Annotated in this window: 12 protein-coding genes; 5 read left to right on the plus strand and 7 right to left on the minus strand. The window is 61.8% G+C overall.

What is annotated here, in order from left to right; genetic code table 11:
* Positions 1-9: 9 nt before the first annotated feature.
* From bchM to bchF, 6 genes are read right to left on the minus strand one after another with little or no spacing between them, the layout of a single operon-like run.
* Positions 10-711, minus strand: coding sequence for a magnesium protoporphyrin IX methyltransferase (bchM, locus tag EV688_RS05055; RefSeq protein WP_117317169.1), 702 nt, complete (start codon positions 709-711; stop codon positions 10-12).
* A complete protein-coding gene (gene bchL / locus EV688_RS05060; protein WP_117317167.1) occupies positions 711-1,628 on the minus strand; it encodes a ferredoxin:protochlorophyllide reductase (ATP-dependent) iron-sulfur ATP-binding protein in 918 nt (305 codons plus the stop codon). The genes bchM and bchL overlap by 1 nt, the downstream gene beginning before the upstream one ends.
* Positions 1,625-5,350, minus strand: coding sequence for a magnesium chelatase subunit H (locus EV688_RS05065; protein WP_117317165.1), 3,726 nt, complete (start codon positions 5,348-5,350; stop codon positions 1,625-1,627). The genes bchL and EV688_RS05065 overlap by 4 nt, the downstream gene beginning before the upstream one ends.
* Positions 5,322-6,875 (minus strand): ferredoxin:protochlorophyllide reductase (ATP-dependent) subunit B, encoded by a 1,554-nt coding sequence (gene bchB, locus EV688_RS05070; RefSeq protein ID WP_117317163.1) that lies wholly within the window; start codon positions 6,873-6,875, stop codon positions 5,322-5,324. Before bchB ends, EV688_RS05065 begins: the two co-directional genes overlap by 29 nt.
* Entirely contained in the window at positions 6,866-8,158 is a 1,293-nt protein-coding gene (locus EV688_RS05075; RefSeq protein WP_117317161.1) for a ferredoxin:protochlorophyllide reductase (ATP-dependent) subunit N, read from the minus strand. Before EV688_RS05075 ends, bchB begins: the two co-directional genes overlap by 10 nt.
* A complete protein-coding gene (gene bchF / locus EV688_RS05080) occupies positions 8,155-8,676 on the minus strand; it encodes a 2-vinyl bacteriochlorophyllide hydratase (RefSeq protein ID WP_117317159.1) in 522 nt (173 codons plus the stop codon). Before bchF ends, EV688_RS05075 begins: the two co-directional genes overlap by 4 nt.
* Before the next feature lie 241 nt (positions 8,677-8,917).
* Here bchF and ppsR point away from each other — a divergent pair, with 241 nt between their 5' ends.
* From ppsR to EV688_RS05105, 5 genes are all read left to right on the plus strand, one after another.
* Positions 8,918-10,300 (plus strand): transcriptional regulator PpsR, encoded by a 1,383-nt coding sequence (gene ppsR / locus EV688_RS05085; protein ID WP_117317157.1) that lies wholly within the window; start codon positions 8,918-8,920, stop codon positions 10,298-10,300.
* Between the two features lie 105 nt (positions 10,301-10,405).
* Positions 10,406-11,323, plus strand: coding sequence for a chlorophyll synthase ChlG (gene chlG, locus EV688_RS05090; RefSeq protein ID WP_117317536.1), 918 nt, complete (start codon positions 10,406-10,408; stop codon positions 11,321-11,323).
* Positions 11,320-12,693, plus strand: a complete 1,374-nt coding sequence (locus EV688_RS05095; protein ID WP_117317155.1) for a BCD family MFS transporter — start codon at positions 11,320-11,322, stop codon at positions 12,691-12,693. The genes chlG and EV688_RS05095 overlap by 4 nt, the downstream gene beginning before the upstream one ends.
* A gap of 2 nt (positions 12,694-12,695) precedes the next feature.
* Positions 12,696-13,892: a geranylgeranyl diphosphate reductase gene (locus EV688_RS05100; protein WP_117317153.1), complete on the plus strand. Its 1,197-nt coding sequence runs from the start codon at positions 12,696-12,698 to the stop codon at positions 13,890-13,892.
* A gap of 14 nt (positions 13,893-13,906) precedes the next feature.
* Positions 13,907-14,182: a hypothetical protein gene (locus tag EV688_RS05105; protein WP_205686602.1), complete on the plus strand. Its 276-nt coding sequence runs from the start codon at positions 13,907-13,909 to the stop codon at positions 14,180-14,182.
* Positions 14,183-14,410: 228 nt separating this feature from the next.
* On the opposite strand, the gene acsF is transcribed toward EV688_RS05105, so the two are convergent.
* Positions 14,411-15,487: a magnesium-protoporphyrin IX monomethyl ester (oxidative) cyclase gene (gene acsF / locus EV688_RS05110; protein WP_117317151.1), complete on the minus strand. Its 1,077-nt coding sequence runs from the start codon at positions 15,485-15,487 to the stop codon at positions 14,411-14,413.
* Between the last annotated feature and the right edge of the window lie 26 nt (positions 15,488-15,513).

The raw sequence follows: 15,513 nt of genomic DNA on the forward strand, positions 1-15,513 counted from the left end.
TCTGCCGTCCTATTGTCGACGAAGCTCACACGCCTGAGACGTGTAAAAACCACTTTTTACCCGATGTCCGCGGCCGCGTTGCCAGGCGCGCAGAGACTCTGCCGTATCCAGTTGCCGGAACAGTTTCTCCTCGCCAATCGGCTCGATGGAAGGCGCACGATCGCCCCGCGGAAACAGTGAGCCGGCTGCATGCATGACTGACAGCAGCGGTGTACGCGGTGCAAAGGTGAACACGATGCTGGTAGACACCTTGGACGCCAGCTGGGTCAAGACCTTGACCGCATCCCTGGCGTTGTAGTGAATCACCGAATCCATGGCGACGGCGTGATCGAAGTCGGCGAGATCCAGTTCGGACATGTCGCCGACCCGGAAGTCGATACTGCCCTCGCCGATTTCCGCAGGCACACGTTCGCGGGCCAGTTCAACCAGCGTCGGTGACAGGTCGATGGCAACCACGTGCGCTCCCCGTCGTGCCGCCTCGACAGACAGCGCGCCGGTACCACAGCCGGCGTCGAGAACCCGCAATCCGCGCAGATCCCCGGGCAGCCAGCTGAGCAATGTGTTGCGCATTTCGTCGCGTCCCGCGCGCACGGTCTGCCGAATCCGGCTGACCGGTGCGTCCGAGGTCAATCGTGACCAGGCGTCCGCAGCGGTTCGATCGAAGTAGGTCTCGATCTCCGAGCGGCGCTCTTCGTAGGTGTTTTCGCGCATCAGTCGAATCCCAGAAAATCGAACAGGTCACGGTCTTTCATCGGTGTTACCGGTGTCGGCTCGCGGCCAGCCAGAAGGTTGCGGGCCAGGCTCAGGTATTCCTCCTGCACTGCTTCAAGACCTTCGCAGTTCTCCATTTCGAACAGAGTCGACTTTTTCAGTCGGCTGCGTCGGATGATGTCGAGATCGGGGAAGTGCGCAATACGGTTGAATCCCACCTGTTCATTGAAGCGGTCGATCTCATCCGTCTTGGCGCTGCGATTGGCAATGACCCCGCCGAATCGCACACCGTAGTTCTTGGCCTTGGCTTCGATCGCCGTGGCAATGCGGTTCATGGCAAAAATGGAGTCAAAATCATTGGCAGTGACCACCAGGGCGCGCTCTGCGTGCTGCAGGGGGGAGGCGAAGCCGCCGCACACCACATCGCCGAGAACGTCGAAGATCACGATATCGGTGTCTTCCAGCAGGTGAAACTGCTTGAGCAGCTTGACGGTCTGGCCCACGACGTAGCCGCCGCAGCCGGTGCCCGCAGGGGGGCCGCCCGCCTCAACGCACATCACACCGTTGTAGCCTTCGAAGACGAAATCCTCGATGCGCAGTTCCTCGGCGTGAAAATCCACCGCTTCCAGCGCATCGATGACCGTCGGCTTCAGGCACTTGGTCAGTGTGAAGGTGGAATCGTGCTTCGGATCACAGCCTATCTGGATTACGCGCTTGCCCAGCTTCGAGAATGCCACCGACAGGTTGGAGGAGGTTGTGGATTTACCAATACCGCCCTTGCCATAAATGGCGAATACCTTGGCCTTGCCGATGTTGATCTCGGGATCGAGGTGTACCTGCTCGCTGCCCTCGCCATCCGGCGGTGCCGTCGGTGACGGATCAACCAGTTGTACGGGTATGCTATTACTTAAACTCATGCTGCTACCTCTTCAGTGACACCCTCTAACCAGTCCTCGAGATCCTCGCCCGCTTTGCGCAGCGCGTCCAGAGTGGCTTCGTCAGGGTTCCAGTATTTACGGTCGTGCGCCTCCAGCAGCCGGTTGGCGACCTTCACGGAGGCGGCCGGATTGAGCCTTGCCAGCCGATTGCGCATATCTTCGTCGAGAATGAATGTTTCGGACATTTTCTGGTAGACCCAGGGCGCTACCTGCCCCGTGGTGGCCGACCAGCCCATGGTGTTGGTGACGTGGGATTCGATCTGTCGCACACCTTCAAAGCCGTGCTCGAGAACGCTCTCGTACCACTTGGGGTTAAGAACCCGTGTGCGTGTTTCCAGCGCGACCTGCTCGGACAGCGTGCGGACCTTGCCATTGCTGGTGGTCTGGTCCGAGATGTAGACCGGCACGTCCTCGCCGCGTGAGCGCTTGACCGCCCGGCTGATACCGCCGAGGGTATCGAAGTAATGATCCACAGTCGTGATGCCCACCTCGACGGAATCGAGATTCTGGTAGGCGAGCTGAACCGTGGAAAGCATGTCATTCAGAAGCGCCGGCTGCGGTGCTGCCTGGCCACTGCGGCTGTAGGCGTAGCACTTGCGCTGTGTATAGGTATCGGCGAGCTCGCCCTCGTCATCCCAGCGGCTGTTGTCGATCAGCAGGTTGACGTTGGACCCGTAGGCGCCTTCGGCATTGCTGAAGACCCGCAGGGCAGCGGTCTCGAGATCGACGCCGTGGGCGGCCTGGTGAGCCAGCGCGTGCTTGCGCACGAAATTGAGCTCCGCAGGCTCATCGGCGGCAGCGGCGAGGTACGTGGCCTCGGCCAGCATGCGGGTCTGCAGCGGCAGCAGGTCGCGGAAGATGCCGGACAGGGTGATCACGACATCAATACGTGGTCGACCGAGTTCCTCCAGCGGCGTCAGCGTCGCGCCGCAGATGCGGCCGTAGCCGTCGAAGCGCGGTTCCGCGCCGAGCAGCGCCAGTGCCTGCCCGATCGGACCCCCTTCGTTTTTCAGGTTGTCTGATCCCCAGAGTACCAGTGCGACGGATTCCGGCAGGCCGTTGCCTTCGGCGGCGTGGCGATCGAGAAGGTTCTGCGTCTGGCGGCGCGCATCGCGCATGGCGAACGCACTCGGCAGACGGAAGGGATCAAAGCCATGGACGTTGCGGCCCGTGGGCAGCACGTCCGGCGTGCGCAGCAGATCGCCGCCGGGTGCGGGTCGGATAAAGCCGCCATCCAGCGCGTGCAGGATGGCCTCCAGTTCGCCACTGTTGTCGAGCAGCGTGGCGGTGTGCGCCAGTTCGCGGCAGGCTGTCAACAGGTCCTCTTCCGACTTTTCACCGGCATCGATCATGGACGCCAGAGCTTCCGGCGTCGCGCCTTCGAGGAGGGCTTCGCAGGCGTTCTCGTCCAGCGTCAGCGTGTGGCTGGCATGTGCAATCGCCTGCAGCAGGTCTGACTTCTCGGTGCGCGAGGGCAGATCGCCAACCACATGCAGGCCATGGGGAATCAGTGTCTGCTCGACTTCCAGCAGTTCACGACGCAGGGCTTCGATGTCATCACCGCTGTTCTCGGTCCAGGCGGGAGACGCCGGGCAGAGGTCGAGCTCACTGGCCTGAAGCTGTATCAATGCGGCGAGGTCATCGCGCGCCACGCTGCCGCGATCCTGCTCGCTGCGCCAGCGATCGATGGACGCCTTCACTTCCAGCATGCCCTGGTAGAGATCCGATTGCGTGATCGGCGGTGTCATGTAGCTGATCAGGGTTGCCGCTGAACGACGCTTGGCAATCAGGCCTTCCGAAGGGTTGTTGGAGGCGTACAGATAGAAGTTCGGCAGATCGGAAATCAGGCGGTCCGGCCAGCAGGAGCCCGCCATGCCGGTCTGCTTGCCGGGCATGAATTCAAGCGCACCGTGGGTGCCGAAGTGCAGGACCGAATTGGCGCCGAAGTCCTCGCGCAGATAGCGATAGAAGGCCGAGAACGCGTGTGTCGGGGCAAAGCCGCGCTCGAACAGCAGCCGCATCGGATCGCCCTCGTAGCCAAAGCCGGGCTGCACGCCAACCATGACGTTGCCGAACTGCGCACCCATGATGAAGATAGAGCGGCCGTCGGTCAGGTCCTTGCCGGGCGCCGGGCCCCACTGGGCCTCGATCTCATCGAGATAGGGCTCGCGGGCGACATGGTCATCCGCGCTGATCGTTGCCTGGATGTTGGTCATGGCGCCGTACTGCGCCGCATTGCCTTCGATAATGGCGCTGCGCAGGGCGTCCACATCGGCAGGCATGTCGATGCTGTAGCCCTGGGCCTGCATCGCCTGCAGCGTGTTGAAGATCGATCGGAAAACGGACAGGTTGGCTGCCGTGCCGGTGTTGCCCGCGTGTGGCGGGAAGTTGAAGATGACCAGGGCGACCTTGCGTTTGGCTCGCGGCGTATTGCGCATGAGAACCAGCTTTTCCACCCGGTTGACCAGCATTGCGATCCGCTCGGGGTGGGCGCGCATGTCGTGGCGGTTGTTTTCTTCGGCCTTGTCAGATCGACCGCCAAAAATGGAGGGCCCTGTCGCGCCGTCAAGTTCAGGGATGGCCACCATCATGGTGGCTTCGATGGGCATCAGGCCGTGATCGGAATTTTCCCACTGTTCCAGGCTCTGGAATTCCAGGGCGTGGGCGGCAATGTAGGGAACGTCGAGCGTAGCCAGCATGTCCTCGGCGGCGCGGGAATCGTTGTAGGCGGGCCCGCCAACCAGGGAGAAACCGGTCAGTGACACGACGGCATCGATCACCGGCTCGCCGTTGGCAATAAAGTATTTCTCAACCGCCGGTCGGGCGTCGAGACCGCTGGCAAAAGCGGTGATGACATTGAAATTACGGCTGCGCAGACCGGCGATCATGGCATCGTAGTGCTGCGTGTTGCCGGCCAGCGCGTAGGATCGCATGATCAGCAGGCCGACGGTTCCCTTTGCCTTGCCCTTCGCGCGCGGCAGGTCATTGAGTTTTTCCGTGATGCGTTTTTTCATGCCCGGGTCGTACAGGCCGGTATCCGGGTATTCGATGGGAGATGCCGGTTTCAGGCTTCCCTGAAGTGCGCTTCGCTCGCCGGCGGCATAGCGATCGATCAGGAAGGCCATCATACGCTGCAGGTTGAGCTCCGAGCCCGCCAGCCAGTACTGCAGTGTCAGGAAATAGGCACGGACATCCTGCGCGGTGCCGGGAATGAAGCGAAGGATTTTCGGCAGCTGGCGCAGCACGGTGAGCTGCTGCGCGCCGGCGCTGCTCTTGGCCTTGCCGGTTTTTCCGCGCAGTCGCTTGAGCAGGGCGACAGGTCCCTTGGCCTCACCTTCCATGGTGAACTTGCCCATCCGCGTGAGCTTCATGACTTCCGCTGCGGACATGCAGCAGATCATGGCGTCGCAGTCGGGCTGGCGTTCCGTCAGCGCCGGCAGAACTGCGTTGATGTGCTCTTCCAGAAACATCATTGTCACGACAACGATGTCTCCGGTGGCAATATCATCGATGCAGCGCTGCAGGGTTTCCGGTTCGCTGGCCCAGGCGGCGGCCGCATGGGTTTTCACGGTAACGCCCGGCAGTTCCGCAGCCAGATTGACGGCGGCGCGCTCGACGCTGCTGGTGACGTGATTGTCCAGCGTGACCAGGACGAAGCTCAGAGGCGTCGTGCTAGCGGCTGTAATGGGCTTTTGCTTCATAAAGCGTCTCCACATTGATGCTGGCGACACCGCGTTCTGCCGCATACTGTTCCGTATTGCGTCGCGCTTTGCCGCGCACGAAGAACGGGATCTTTTTCAGTTCTTTTTCTGCATCCGAATCCCAGACGGCAACGCCATTTGCGACGCTGTCCTGCTCGGGCCGATGTCCGGTACCGCCGACGCAGGCCAGGTGTGAGGGCGTCGCGTTGTCGTTGAACTCAAAGTCTTCGCGGAACATCGCCAGCAGATGTTCCTCGAGCCCCATCATCAGGGGGTGTACCCAGGTATCGAAAATGACGTTGGCGCCCTCGAACCCCATTTGTGGCGAATAGCGCGCCGGGAAATCCTGGACGTGTGCGGGGGTTGAGATAACCACGCAGCCAATGCCGAGCTTCTTGGCGATGTGCCGCTCCATCTGCGTGCCCAGCAGCATTTCCGGCTGCAGCTCGGTAGCGGCTTTCTCCACTTCCGCATAATTGTCGGTAATCAGTGCTTCCAGGCCGTATTCCTTGGCCACGGCCCGTACATCCCTCGCCTGTTCCCGCGAGAATGTGCCCAACCCCACCACCTCGAAACCCATTTCGTCACGCGCAATCCGTGCAGCGGCGATGGCATGGGTCGCGTCGGCAAAGATGAAAACGCGCTTGCCCGTGAGATAGGTGGAGTCCACAGAGCGCGAGTACCACGGCAGCCGGCACACTGCGTCCGCGGTTTGCGGGCTGATGTCGAGCTGCAGGGTGTCGGCCACTTCCTGCAGGAAGTCGGCAGTGGCGCCAACGCCGATCGGTACGGTCTTGATGGTGGGCTGCTTGAAGGTGCGCTGCAGCCAGGAGCAGGCGGCATCGGCAACTTCCGGGTACAGGCAGACATTGGCGTCGGCTTCGGGGATACGCATCAGGTCCTGGGGCGATGCACCCAGCGGTGCCGTGACGTTGATGTCGACGCCTATCGTGTCGAACAGCTTGCGCACCTCGATAATGTCATCGCGGCAGCGGAATCCGAGTGAGCTGGGCCCGAGCAGGTTGACACTGGGGCGCTTGCCTTCGGGCCGCTCCGGGCGCTGCGCGCCAGCCGGTGGCGCCTGACGGACGAGCAGGGCGCGCACAAGGCTGTAAAAGGTTTCGCTGGCCCCCCAGTTTTCCTTGCGGGCGTAGGCGAGCATTTCCAGCGGTACCACGGGTATGTCAAGACCCGCACCCTCGGCAAGTGCACCGGGTTGATCCTGAATGATTTCTGCGGTGCAGGAGTCACCTACCATCAGCAGGCTTGGCTTGAAGCGCGCAACGGTTTTGCGCAGCGTGTCTGTGACCAGCTCTGCCGTGCTTCCACCGAGATCCCGGGCCTGGAACGTGGTGTAGGTGACCGGCGGCCGATGATTGTTGCGTTCGATCATCGTGAACAGCAGATCGGCGTAGGTGTCGCCCTGCGGGGAATGCAGCAACAGATGCACTCCCTGCATGGAATTGGCGATACGAATGGCGCCAACGTGGGGTGGACCTTCGTAGGTCCAGAAAGTCAGTTCCATATCTGTGCTCCCAGTTGTGCCTTGCGCAGCAGCGGACGCGTGAACAGTCCCGCGAGATCGCCTGCCTGGTCGTAGCCCTGTACGGGCGTGAATACCAGTTCGATGGACCACTTGGTGCGCAGGCCCTCGGCTTCCAGGGGATTGGCGATACCCATGCCGCATACCGTGAGGTCCGGCTGCAGCTGCCGCACGCGATCGAGCTGATCGTCGAGTTCCTGGCCTTCCGTAATGCGTAGGCCCTCCGGAAGCAGCGGCAATTCGCCGGCGAGAATCTGTTGATCGAAGAATGGCGTGCCGATCTCGCCGAGCTCCATCTGGCATTCGCGCTGGAGAAAGCGCGCCAGGGGTATCTCGAGCTGCGAATCCGGAAGAAAACTGATGCGCTTGCCGGCAAGTGTCCGCGTTTGCACCGCGACCGCATGTTCCGCCCGGGCGCGCGGCGCCGCGGTGACCGACTCGAAGGTTGATGCGGGTATGCCCCACTCGGTGGCTGCAGCCTGCAGCCAAGCGCTGGTGCCTTCAGCGCCGTAGGGGTAGGGAGCGGCAAGCAGCTGTGCGCCCCGATTGATCAGTGCGCGGGCGGTGTCTCCCAGATAGGGCTGCGCCAGCAGCAGTCGCGTGTTGCTGCCGACCGGAGGCATGTCATCCGAGTTGCGCGCCGGGAAAAAGCGCACCGGGCCAATGCCAAGTTGCTCGAAAATCCGGGCAAACTGGTCTTCCACAACGTCGGGCAGTGTGCCGCACACCATCAGGGACAGCTTGTCGCTGGTATCTGCGGGCAATTGCGCCGTCAGGCTCTCAAGGCAGCGATCCTCACCCTGGGTGAATGTCGTTTCGATGCCGCTGCCTGAGTAATCGACAAACTTGACGCGGCCACCGTAGATCTCGCCGAGTCGCTGCGCTGCGTTGCCAAGGTCCAGCTTGATGACCTCCGATGGGCAGGAGCTGACGAGGAAAATGGTGCGAATCTCGGGGCGTCTTGCGATGACCTGTGCCGCAACCCGGTCGAGCTCTTCATTGGCGTCGGCAAGTCCGGCAAGATCCTTGTCCTGCAGTACCGCTGTCGCAAACCTCGGCTCGGCGAAGATCATGACGCCTGCGGCAGACTGGATAAGATGGGCGCAGGTTCTGGAGCCAACCACCAGGAAGAAGGCATCCTGAATCTTGCGATGCAGCCAGATGATTGAGGTGAGGCCGCAGAATACCGCGCGCTGGCCGCGCTCCTGCTGCACCGGAAACCGGGCTTGCCGGGCCGTGTCACTGGCCAGTACCGCGCCAGTCATTCTGCTGCTCCCGCCCAGGCGGCGTCGTCGGTCGAGGCCACCGCGGCAGACTCGCGACGCGCGGCGCCGAGTTTGAGCAGGAACTGGGCCGCATTGACGACGTAGCTGGTGTAGGCGGCCAGTGCGATCCACATCTGGCCGGCGGGGGAGAACAGATCAAACATCCAGCTCACCAGATACGCCGTGTGCAGTGCAATGACCAGCATGCTGACCATGTCTTCCCAGTAGAAGGCCGGTGCGAAAAGGTAACGGCCAAACACCTCTTTTTCCCAGATGGCACCGGTAATCATGATGGCGTAGAGAAGAAGGGTTTTGGTAACTACCGAGGCGGTAGCGGCACCGAGCCCACTGCCGTTGGCCAGGAAGTTCACCACCAGCACGACACTGACGAGGAACACCAGAAACTGCAGGGGCGCGAGAACGCCCTGCACGATGGTCCAGCGCGAGGCATCGCGCCGGGCGCGCTCCTCGGGCGTGTAGAGAGAGTGGGTGCTGGGTGCTGTTTGCGGGTTGTTCATGGCGGCATCCGGTCGTCGTTATCGTGTCGTCAGGATCAAAGTTAGACGCACTGAAAGCGTATGTCAACTAAACCTTACACAAAGTATAGTCCACTTAAATTGACAAATGTCACTTTCTGGCTTTAACTTACGACTGCGGACGGGGGAAACTGAAGCAGGTATAAGGAAGTGTATAATCGTCGCGCTGCGCCCTTAGAGGCGAAGGTAATTAAAACTAAATTTTTTATTCGGATCCAAATGCATGTTTGTCGATTTGGACATATCAGCGCTGGCGAGCCTGCTTGAGAAAGTAGCGGACTTTTCCCTTGTTCTGGACAGGAATGGCAAGATTGTCGAGTTGGCTCTTAGCAGCGACGAATTGCAGGCCTACATCGATGAGAGCTGGATCGGTGCGGATCTTGTTGACACGGTAGCCCCGGAAAGCCGCGGTCGTATCAAGGAGTATCTGCAGGCGGCCATTGACGAGCCCGACACGCCAATCCGCGCCGACGTCAATCATCTGCTGGCTGACTCATCGCTGCTGCCTGTGCAGTACCGCATGGTTGCGCCTACGGGGGACACCCGCATTCTGGCCGTGGGTCGGGACATGCGCGCGGTTACCAGTCTGCGCCAGCAGTTGCTTAACGCGCAGCAGGCACTGGAGGCGGATTACTGGCGCCTGCGGCAGGTGGAGACGCGCTATCGCCAGCTCTTTGACCTGGTGTCCGAGTCCATTCTGGTGCTCGACGCGGTCAGCCACCGCGTTCTGGAGGCCAACCCGGCGGCGGCAGAGCTGCTGGGGAGTCAGGGTCAGCGTGTCGTTGGCAAGGCGTTTCCGCTCGGTCTGCGCAATGACAGTGCGCAGGCCATCAATTCACTGATGCTCGAGGCACAGTCTGTGGGGCGTGCCCATGCATCGGGCCTGCAGCTCGAGGCCGATGGCAGCCTGGTGACGGTGGTCATCAGTTATCTGCGGCAGGCCAACGAAGCGCGGTTCCTGGTGCGAATGGCGCATGAGCAGCTGGCCAGCGCTGGCAGTGATGCCCTGCTGCCGCCCGCGCTGCAGAAGGCGCCGGATGCAGTTCTGCTGACCGACACCGAGGGTCGCGTCCTGGCGGCAAATCGCGCGTTTGTCGACCTCTCCCAGGTGGTCAACGAAGAGCAGACGGTAGGCATCGTTGCCGATCGCTGGCTCGGCCGTTCCGGCGTGGATCTCAGCGTGCTGTTGAGCAATCTGCGCGAGCGCGGGGTGGTCAAGCTGTTCAGTACGGTGTTGCGCGGTGACTCCGGCGTGCATACCGATGTCGAGGTATCCGCGACACTGGCGGAATCGCCGCAGCGTCCGATGTTTGCCTTCTTTATACGTGACGTCAGCCGGCGGGTCAGCGCCCAGCAGGCCGGGGGTTCAGGCCTGCCTTCAACCATTGAGCAGATTACCCATCGGGTGGGGCGCCTGCCCCTGAAAGAGCTCGTGCGGGAGTCCACCGATGTCATTGAAGCCATGTGCATCCGGGCAGCCCTGGAGTTGACCCAGGATAACCGGGCGTCTGCCGCAGAGCTGCTCGGGCTGAGTCGCCAGAGCCTCTATGCCAAGTTGAGGCGTTACGAAATCTCCGGCTTCGAGTCAGATCCGGTGTCGCCCTGAGGCGGCTACCGGCGGCCAAGGGGTGTAAACTCGAGATGACACCAATATCCTCAAAAAGTGTCATTAATAATTGACACTTGTTTGCTGGCCTTCTATATTCAGGCAATGCAATCGCCCGAATCAGCGCTCACCAGACCGACCCGACTCGACCCACGGGGCCTTCTTCAATTGCTCAAGCCGATTACCTGGTTCCCGCCGATGTGGGCCTTCGGCTGTGGCGTGGTGTCATCCGGCATGTCGCCGGCACAGATGCCCTGGGCGATCGTTGCCGGGGTGATTCTTGCGGGGCCAATGGTCTGCGGAGCCAGTCAGATCGTGAATGACTGGTTTGATCGCCATGTCGATGCCATCAACGAGCCAGAGAGGCCGATTCCCTCGGGCCGTGTCCCCGGCAGGATTGGTCTGTATTACGCCATCATCTGGTCACTGCTGTGCCTGCTGCTCGCGGCGACGCTGGGAGCCGTGGTCTTCTGGGCAACCGTGCTTGGTCTGGTGCTGGCCTGGGCCTACAGTGCGCCGCCGGCGCGGCTGAAGCTTAACGGCTGGTGGGGTAACGCCGCTGTCGGATTCTCCTACGAGGGCCTTGCCTGGGTGACCGGCGCCGCAGTGATGCTTGGCGGTGCCATGCCGGCCAACGAAATTCTGATTCTCGCGGTGCTTTACAGCCTCGGCGCCCACGGCATCATGACCCTCAACGATTTCAAGGCCATCGAGGGCGACCTGCAGCTGGGCGTGCGCAGTATTCCGGCACAACTGGGGCCGGATCGAGCGGCGCGTCTCGCCTGTGTGGTCATGCTGGTACCCCAGGTGGTGGTCGTTCTTCTTCTGCTGTCCTGGGACAAAGGCGGCTTTGCGGCCGCTATCGGCGTCGGCATGCTGCTTCAGCTCTGGGCGATGCGTCGATTACTGACGGATCCCAAGGGCCTCGCGCCCTGGTATAACGGTACGGGCGTAACGCTCTACGTGCTGGGCATGCTCGTGGCCGCCTTCGCGGTGCGCGGTCTGCCGGGAGTCGGCGCATGAACCTGCCGGCGCTGGGCTGGTTCGGCATTGTCCGCCTGGGTCTGGTGCAGACGTCCATCGGCGCGGTCGTTGTTCTTACCACCTCGACGATAAACCGGGTGATGGTGGTAGAGCTGGCGCTGCCGGCCATGATCCCCGGTTTTCTGGTTGCCATTCACCATCTTGTGCAGATGTCGCGGCCCCACTTCGGCCACCGTTCGGATATCGGTCGTCGGCGCACCCCCTGGATCATTGGCGGTATGCTGGTGCTGGCTCTGGGCGGCGTCGGCGCCGCCCTGGGGACTGCCATTGCCGGAAATGCCCCTGGCGTCGGGCTGACGGTGGCGCTGCTGTCGTTCATCGCCATTGGTCTTGGCGTTGGTGCAGCCGGGACCTCACTGCTCACCCTGCTGTCCCAGCGTGTTGCCAAAGAGCGGCGCGCTGCCGCTGCCAGCATTGTCTGGATCATGATGATCGCCGGCTTTGCCATTACCGCCACGGTAGCCGGCCAGTTCCTCGACCCGTTTACGCCCGAGCGGCTGGTGGCAGTCACCGGCACGGTTTCCCTGCTGGCTGTCTGCCTCACCCTTGTCGCGTTGCGCGGCATTGAGGGTGTGGCACCCCGAACTCAGGTCCCGGCCGCCGACGCGGCACAGACGCCGGCTGCGGGCGTGGATTTTCGGGCTGCACTGTCAGAGGTGTGGCGCGAGCCGACGGCGCGGCGCTTCACCCTGTTTGTGTTCGTGTCCATGCTTGCCTATAGCGCGCAGGATCTGATTCTGGAGCCCTATGCGGGCACCGTCTTTGGCATGACGCCGGGCGAATCCACGAAAATGGCAGGCATGCAGCATGGCGGTGTGCTGCTGGGAATGCTGCTGGTGGCTGCTACCGGGACTGGCAGGCGCCGTTCCGGGGTCGACGCCCTCCGTCTGTGGACGGTTGGCGGTTGCATTGCCTCGGCGCTGGCCCTGTTCGGTATCGCCTTTGGCGGCATGCTGTCAGCAGACTGGCCGCTGCGTCTGAATGTTTTTCTGCTCGGCATCGCCAACGGTGCGTTTGCCGTCGCTGCGATCGCTTCCATGATGGCCCTCGCAAGCCGGGGAAGCCACGGTCGCGATGGTCTTCGGATGGGGCTCTGGGGTGGCGCTCAGGCGATAGCCTTTGGTCTCGGCGGACTGCTGGGCACGGTTGCCATCGATATTACACGACAGCTCCTGCAGGAGCCGGTGCATGCGTACGCACTGGTATTTGCCTGCGAAGCTGTGGTTTTCCTGTACGCGGCGGTACTGGGTGCTGGAGTGCGCTCCGGGACCACCGCGACATTCAATGATCACCACGCTGCGCCGGGATTCGGCGACGTTGCCATGGTGGAAGTACTGCACGGGAGGTAGTCATGCAGTCAGTAGAACACTTTGATGTAGTCGTGGTCGGGGGCGGTCCCTCGGGAGCGACTGCGGCAACAGATCTTGCGCGACTCGGCAAGCGGGTGCTGGTGCTGGAGCGGGCGTTTCGTATAAAGCCCTGCGGCGGCGCGATACCGCCGAGGGCGATCGAGGACTTCGATATCCCCTCGCATCTCATCGTGGCGAAGATCAAGTCTGCACGCATGATTTCACCGAAGGATGCGCGTGTCGATATGCCGGTGGGTGACACCTACGTCGGCATGGTCGACCGCGATGTGTTTGATCCCTGGCTCCGGGAGCGGGCACGCGGCGCCGGTGCAGAAGTGCGCACCGCGACATTCAAGCAGCTCGAATATCTTGAGGACGGGCAGGCGCGCGTTACCTATCTGGACAAGAACAGCAGCGGTGAACATCGCTGTGTGACGGCCAGCGCCGTCATTGGTGCTGATGGTGCGAAATCCCGCGTGGCCGCCCAGTGTGTTCCCGGTGGCGATCGCATGCGCTGCGTGTTCGCCTACCACGAGATCGTCGAGGCGCCTGCCGCCGATACGGGCGCGGACTACGACCCCCTGCGCTGTGATGTCTGGTACCAGGGCCGTCTGTCGCCGGATTTCTACGCGTGGGTGTTCCCGCACGGTGACAAGGCCAGTATCGGTGTGGGCAGTGAGCAGAAGGGCTTTTCCGCGCCGGCCTCGGTAGCGGCTCTGCGCGAGACCGTGGGATTGAAGGACGCGAAAACCGTTCGGCGAGAGGGCGCGCCCATTCCGCTCAAGCCTCTGAAGCGCTGGGACGACGGACGTCGCGTGCTGTTGGCGGGTGATGCGGCGGGTGTGGTTGCCCCGGCGTCCGGCGAGGGTATCTACTACGCCATGCTGGGTGGCCGGCTTGCCGCGGAAGCCGTTGCAGAGTTTCTGCATAGCGAAAATCCCGCGGCTCTGCGCTCTGCACGCAAGCGGTTTTTACGCGAGCACGGCCGTGTCTTTTTCGTGCTCGGCATCCTGCAGCGCTTCTGGTATTCCAGCGACAAGCGCAGAGAAAAGTTTGTTGCCATCTGCCGCGACCCCGACGTGCAGTATTTGACCTGGCAGGCCTATACGCAGAAAAAACTGGTGCGCGCCAAACCTGTGGCGCACCTGCGTATTTTCTTCAAGGATATGGCACACCTGCTGGGTATGGCGCGGACCTGAGCCAGACCTGCGCAGTGGAGTCACTGCTTGCTGTGCTGGTCTCGCCACCGGTCATTGATCTGATTCTGCTGGCCGTGCTTGCGGAGGGTGCAGGCCTGCTGGTGCTCTATCGTGTCAGCGGTCGCGGCATTCCGCCGGGTGTCCTGCTGCCCAATCTTGTCGCCGGCGGCTGCCTGTTCCTCGCTCTCAGGCTGGTGCTGTCCGATGCGGCTGTCTACTGGGTCGCGCTGACGCTGGTGGTTGCCCTGATTGCGCATCTCACTGAACTGGTTCTGCGCTGGCAGCGTTGATCCAGGTATGACCTCGGGATTGATTGTCTGCAAAAGCCACTGCCCGCAGGTGGGCCTGCCCCCGTGACGCCTGCCGCAGGGACGCCTGCCGCAGGGACGCCTGCCGCAGGGCAATCGCGGTGACACTGACAGTCTGGCAAAAAAGCAAAGAATGAAAAAAGGCGCCGCGGAAACTCCGGGCGCCTCTATCGTCGGTTACCAGGGCTGCACCCTGGCTTCTGACCGTTGCTACCAGGCGGGTGCCATGCAGACCGTGTCGGGCAGCTGGTTGGACTTGGTGGGCAGGAGATAGAGTCGCGCAAACACTGTGGCGCCGCGCACTGTCAGCCAGCCGCGCTTCAGGCCCGCGATCATGCCGCCGCGGGCACGTGTTTCCTGTATCGCAACGTTGATGTGCCGCAGCTTCTCGAGTCCGCGCCGGAACACCGGATTATCCGTATCCAGCGTCAGCGGGAAGACCTGTCGCGTGATCTCCGTGGTAATGTCGAACACGCGATAGTCGAACTCGGTGGGATCCATGCCCAAGGCCTCGTAGAGCTGTGGCCGGGTGTGATCTCGCACATACATGGTGGCGTAGACCGCCAGCAGGAAAAAGCGGATCCACAGCTTGTTGACGCCCTTGAGGAGGTGCGGGTTCGAGCGCATGATCAGGGCGAAGGCCTCGCCATGGCGATACTCGTCATTGCACCATTCCATGAACCATTTGAAGATGGGGTGGAAGCGGTGTTCCGGGTGGCGCTCGAGGTGCCGGTAGATCGTGATGTAACGGGCATAGCCGATCTTCTCTGACAGATACGTCGCGTAGTAGATGTACTTGGGCTTGAAAAACGTGTAATTTTTCTCGCGCTTGAGGAATCCGAGATCGACAGCAAAGCCGAGGTGCTTGAGGGCGCGATTGATAAATCCGGCGTGGCGTGACTCGTCACGCGCCATGTAGCCCATCAGGTCGGCGATATCCTTGTTGTCGATGTTCTTCTGAATTTCCTGGTAGAGAACGCAGCCTGAATACTCCGACGTGACGGAGCTCACCAGGAAATCGATGAACTCATCGTGAAGATGTTCGGGGATGTTTACACCTTCGGCATCGAAATCGACTTCCTTGCGGAAGTGATCGCGGTTCTCGTCGCGCTCGAATTCGGCCATCATCTGGTCCCATTCACGGCGCACGGGAGAAATGTCCAGTTTTTCGAGCTGGGCATAATCAGTGCGATAGAATCGCGGCGTGAGCAGTGTATCCTTCGCTTTGGATTGCTCTGCGGTTCGAGCTTTGGTCGAGGGGGGGGTGGCGGCTGTCGCATCTGTCATTGTCAGGTAACCTCTTTCATTCATGT

The organism is Chromatocurvus halotolerans, from assembly GCF_004340525.1.
GTDB classification, from domain to species: domain Bacteria; phylum Pseudomonadota; class Gammaproteobacteria; order Pseudomonadales; family Halieaceae; genus Chromatocurvus; species Chromatocurvus halotolerans.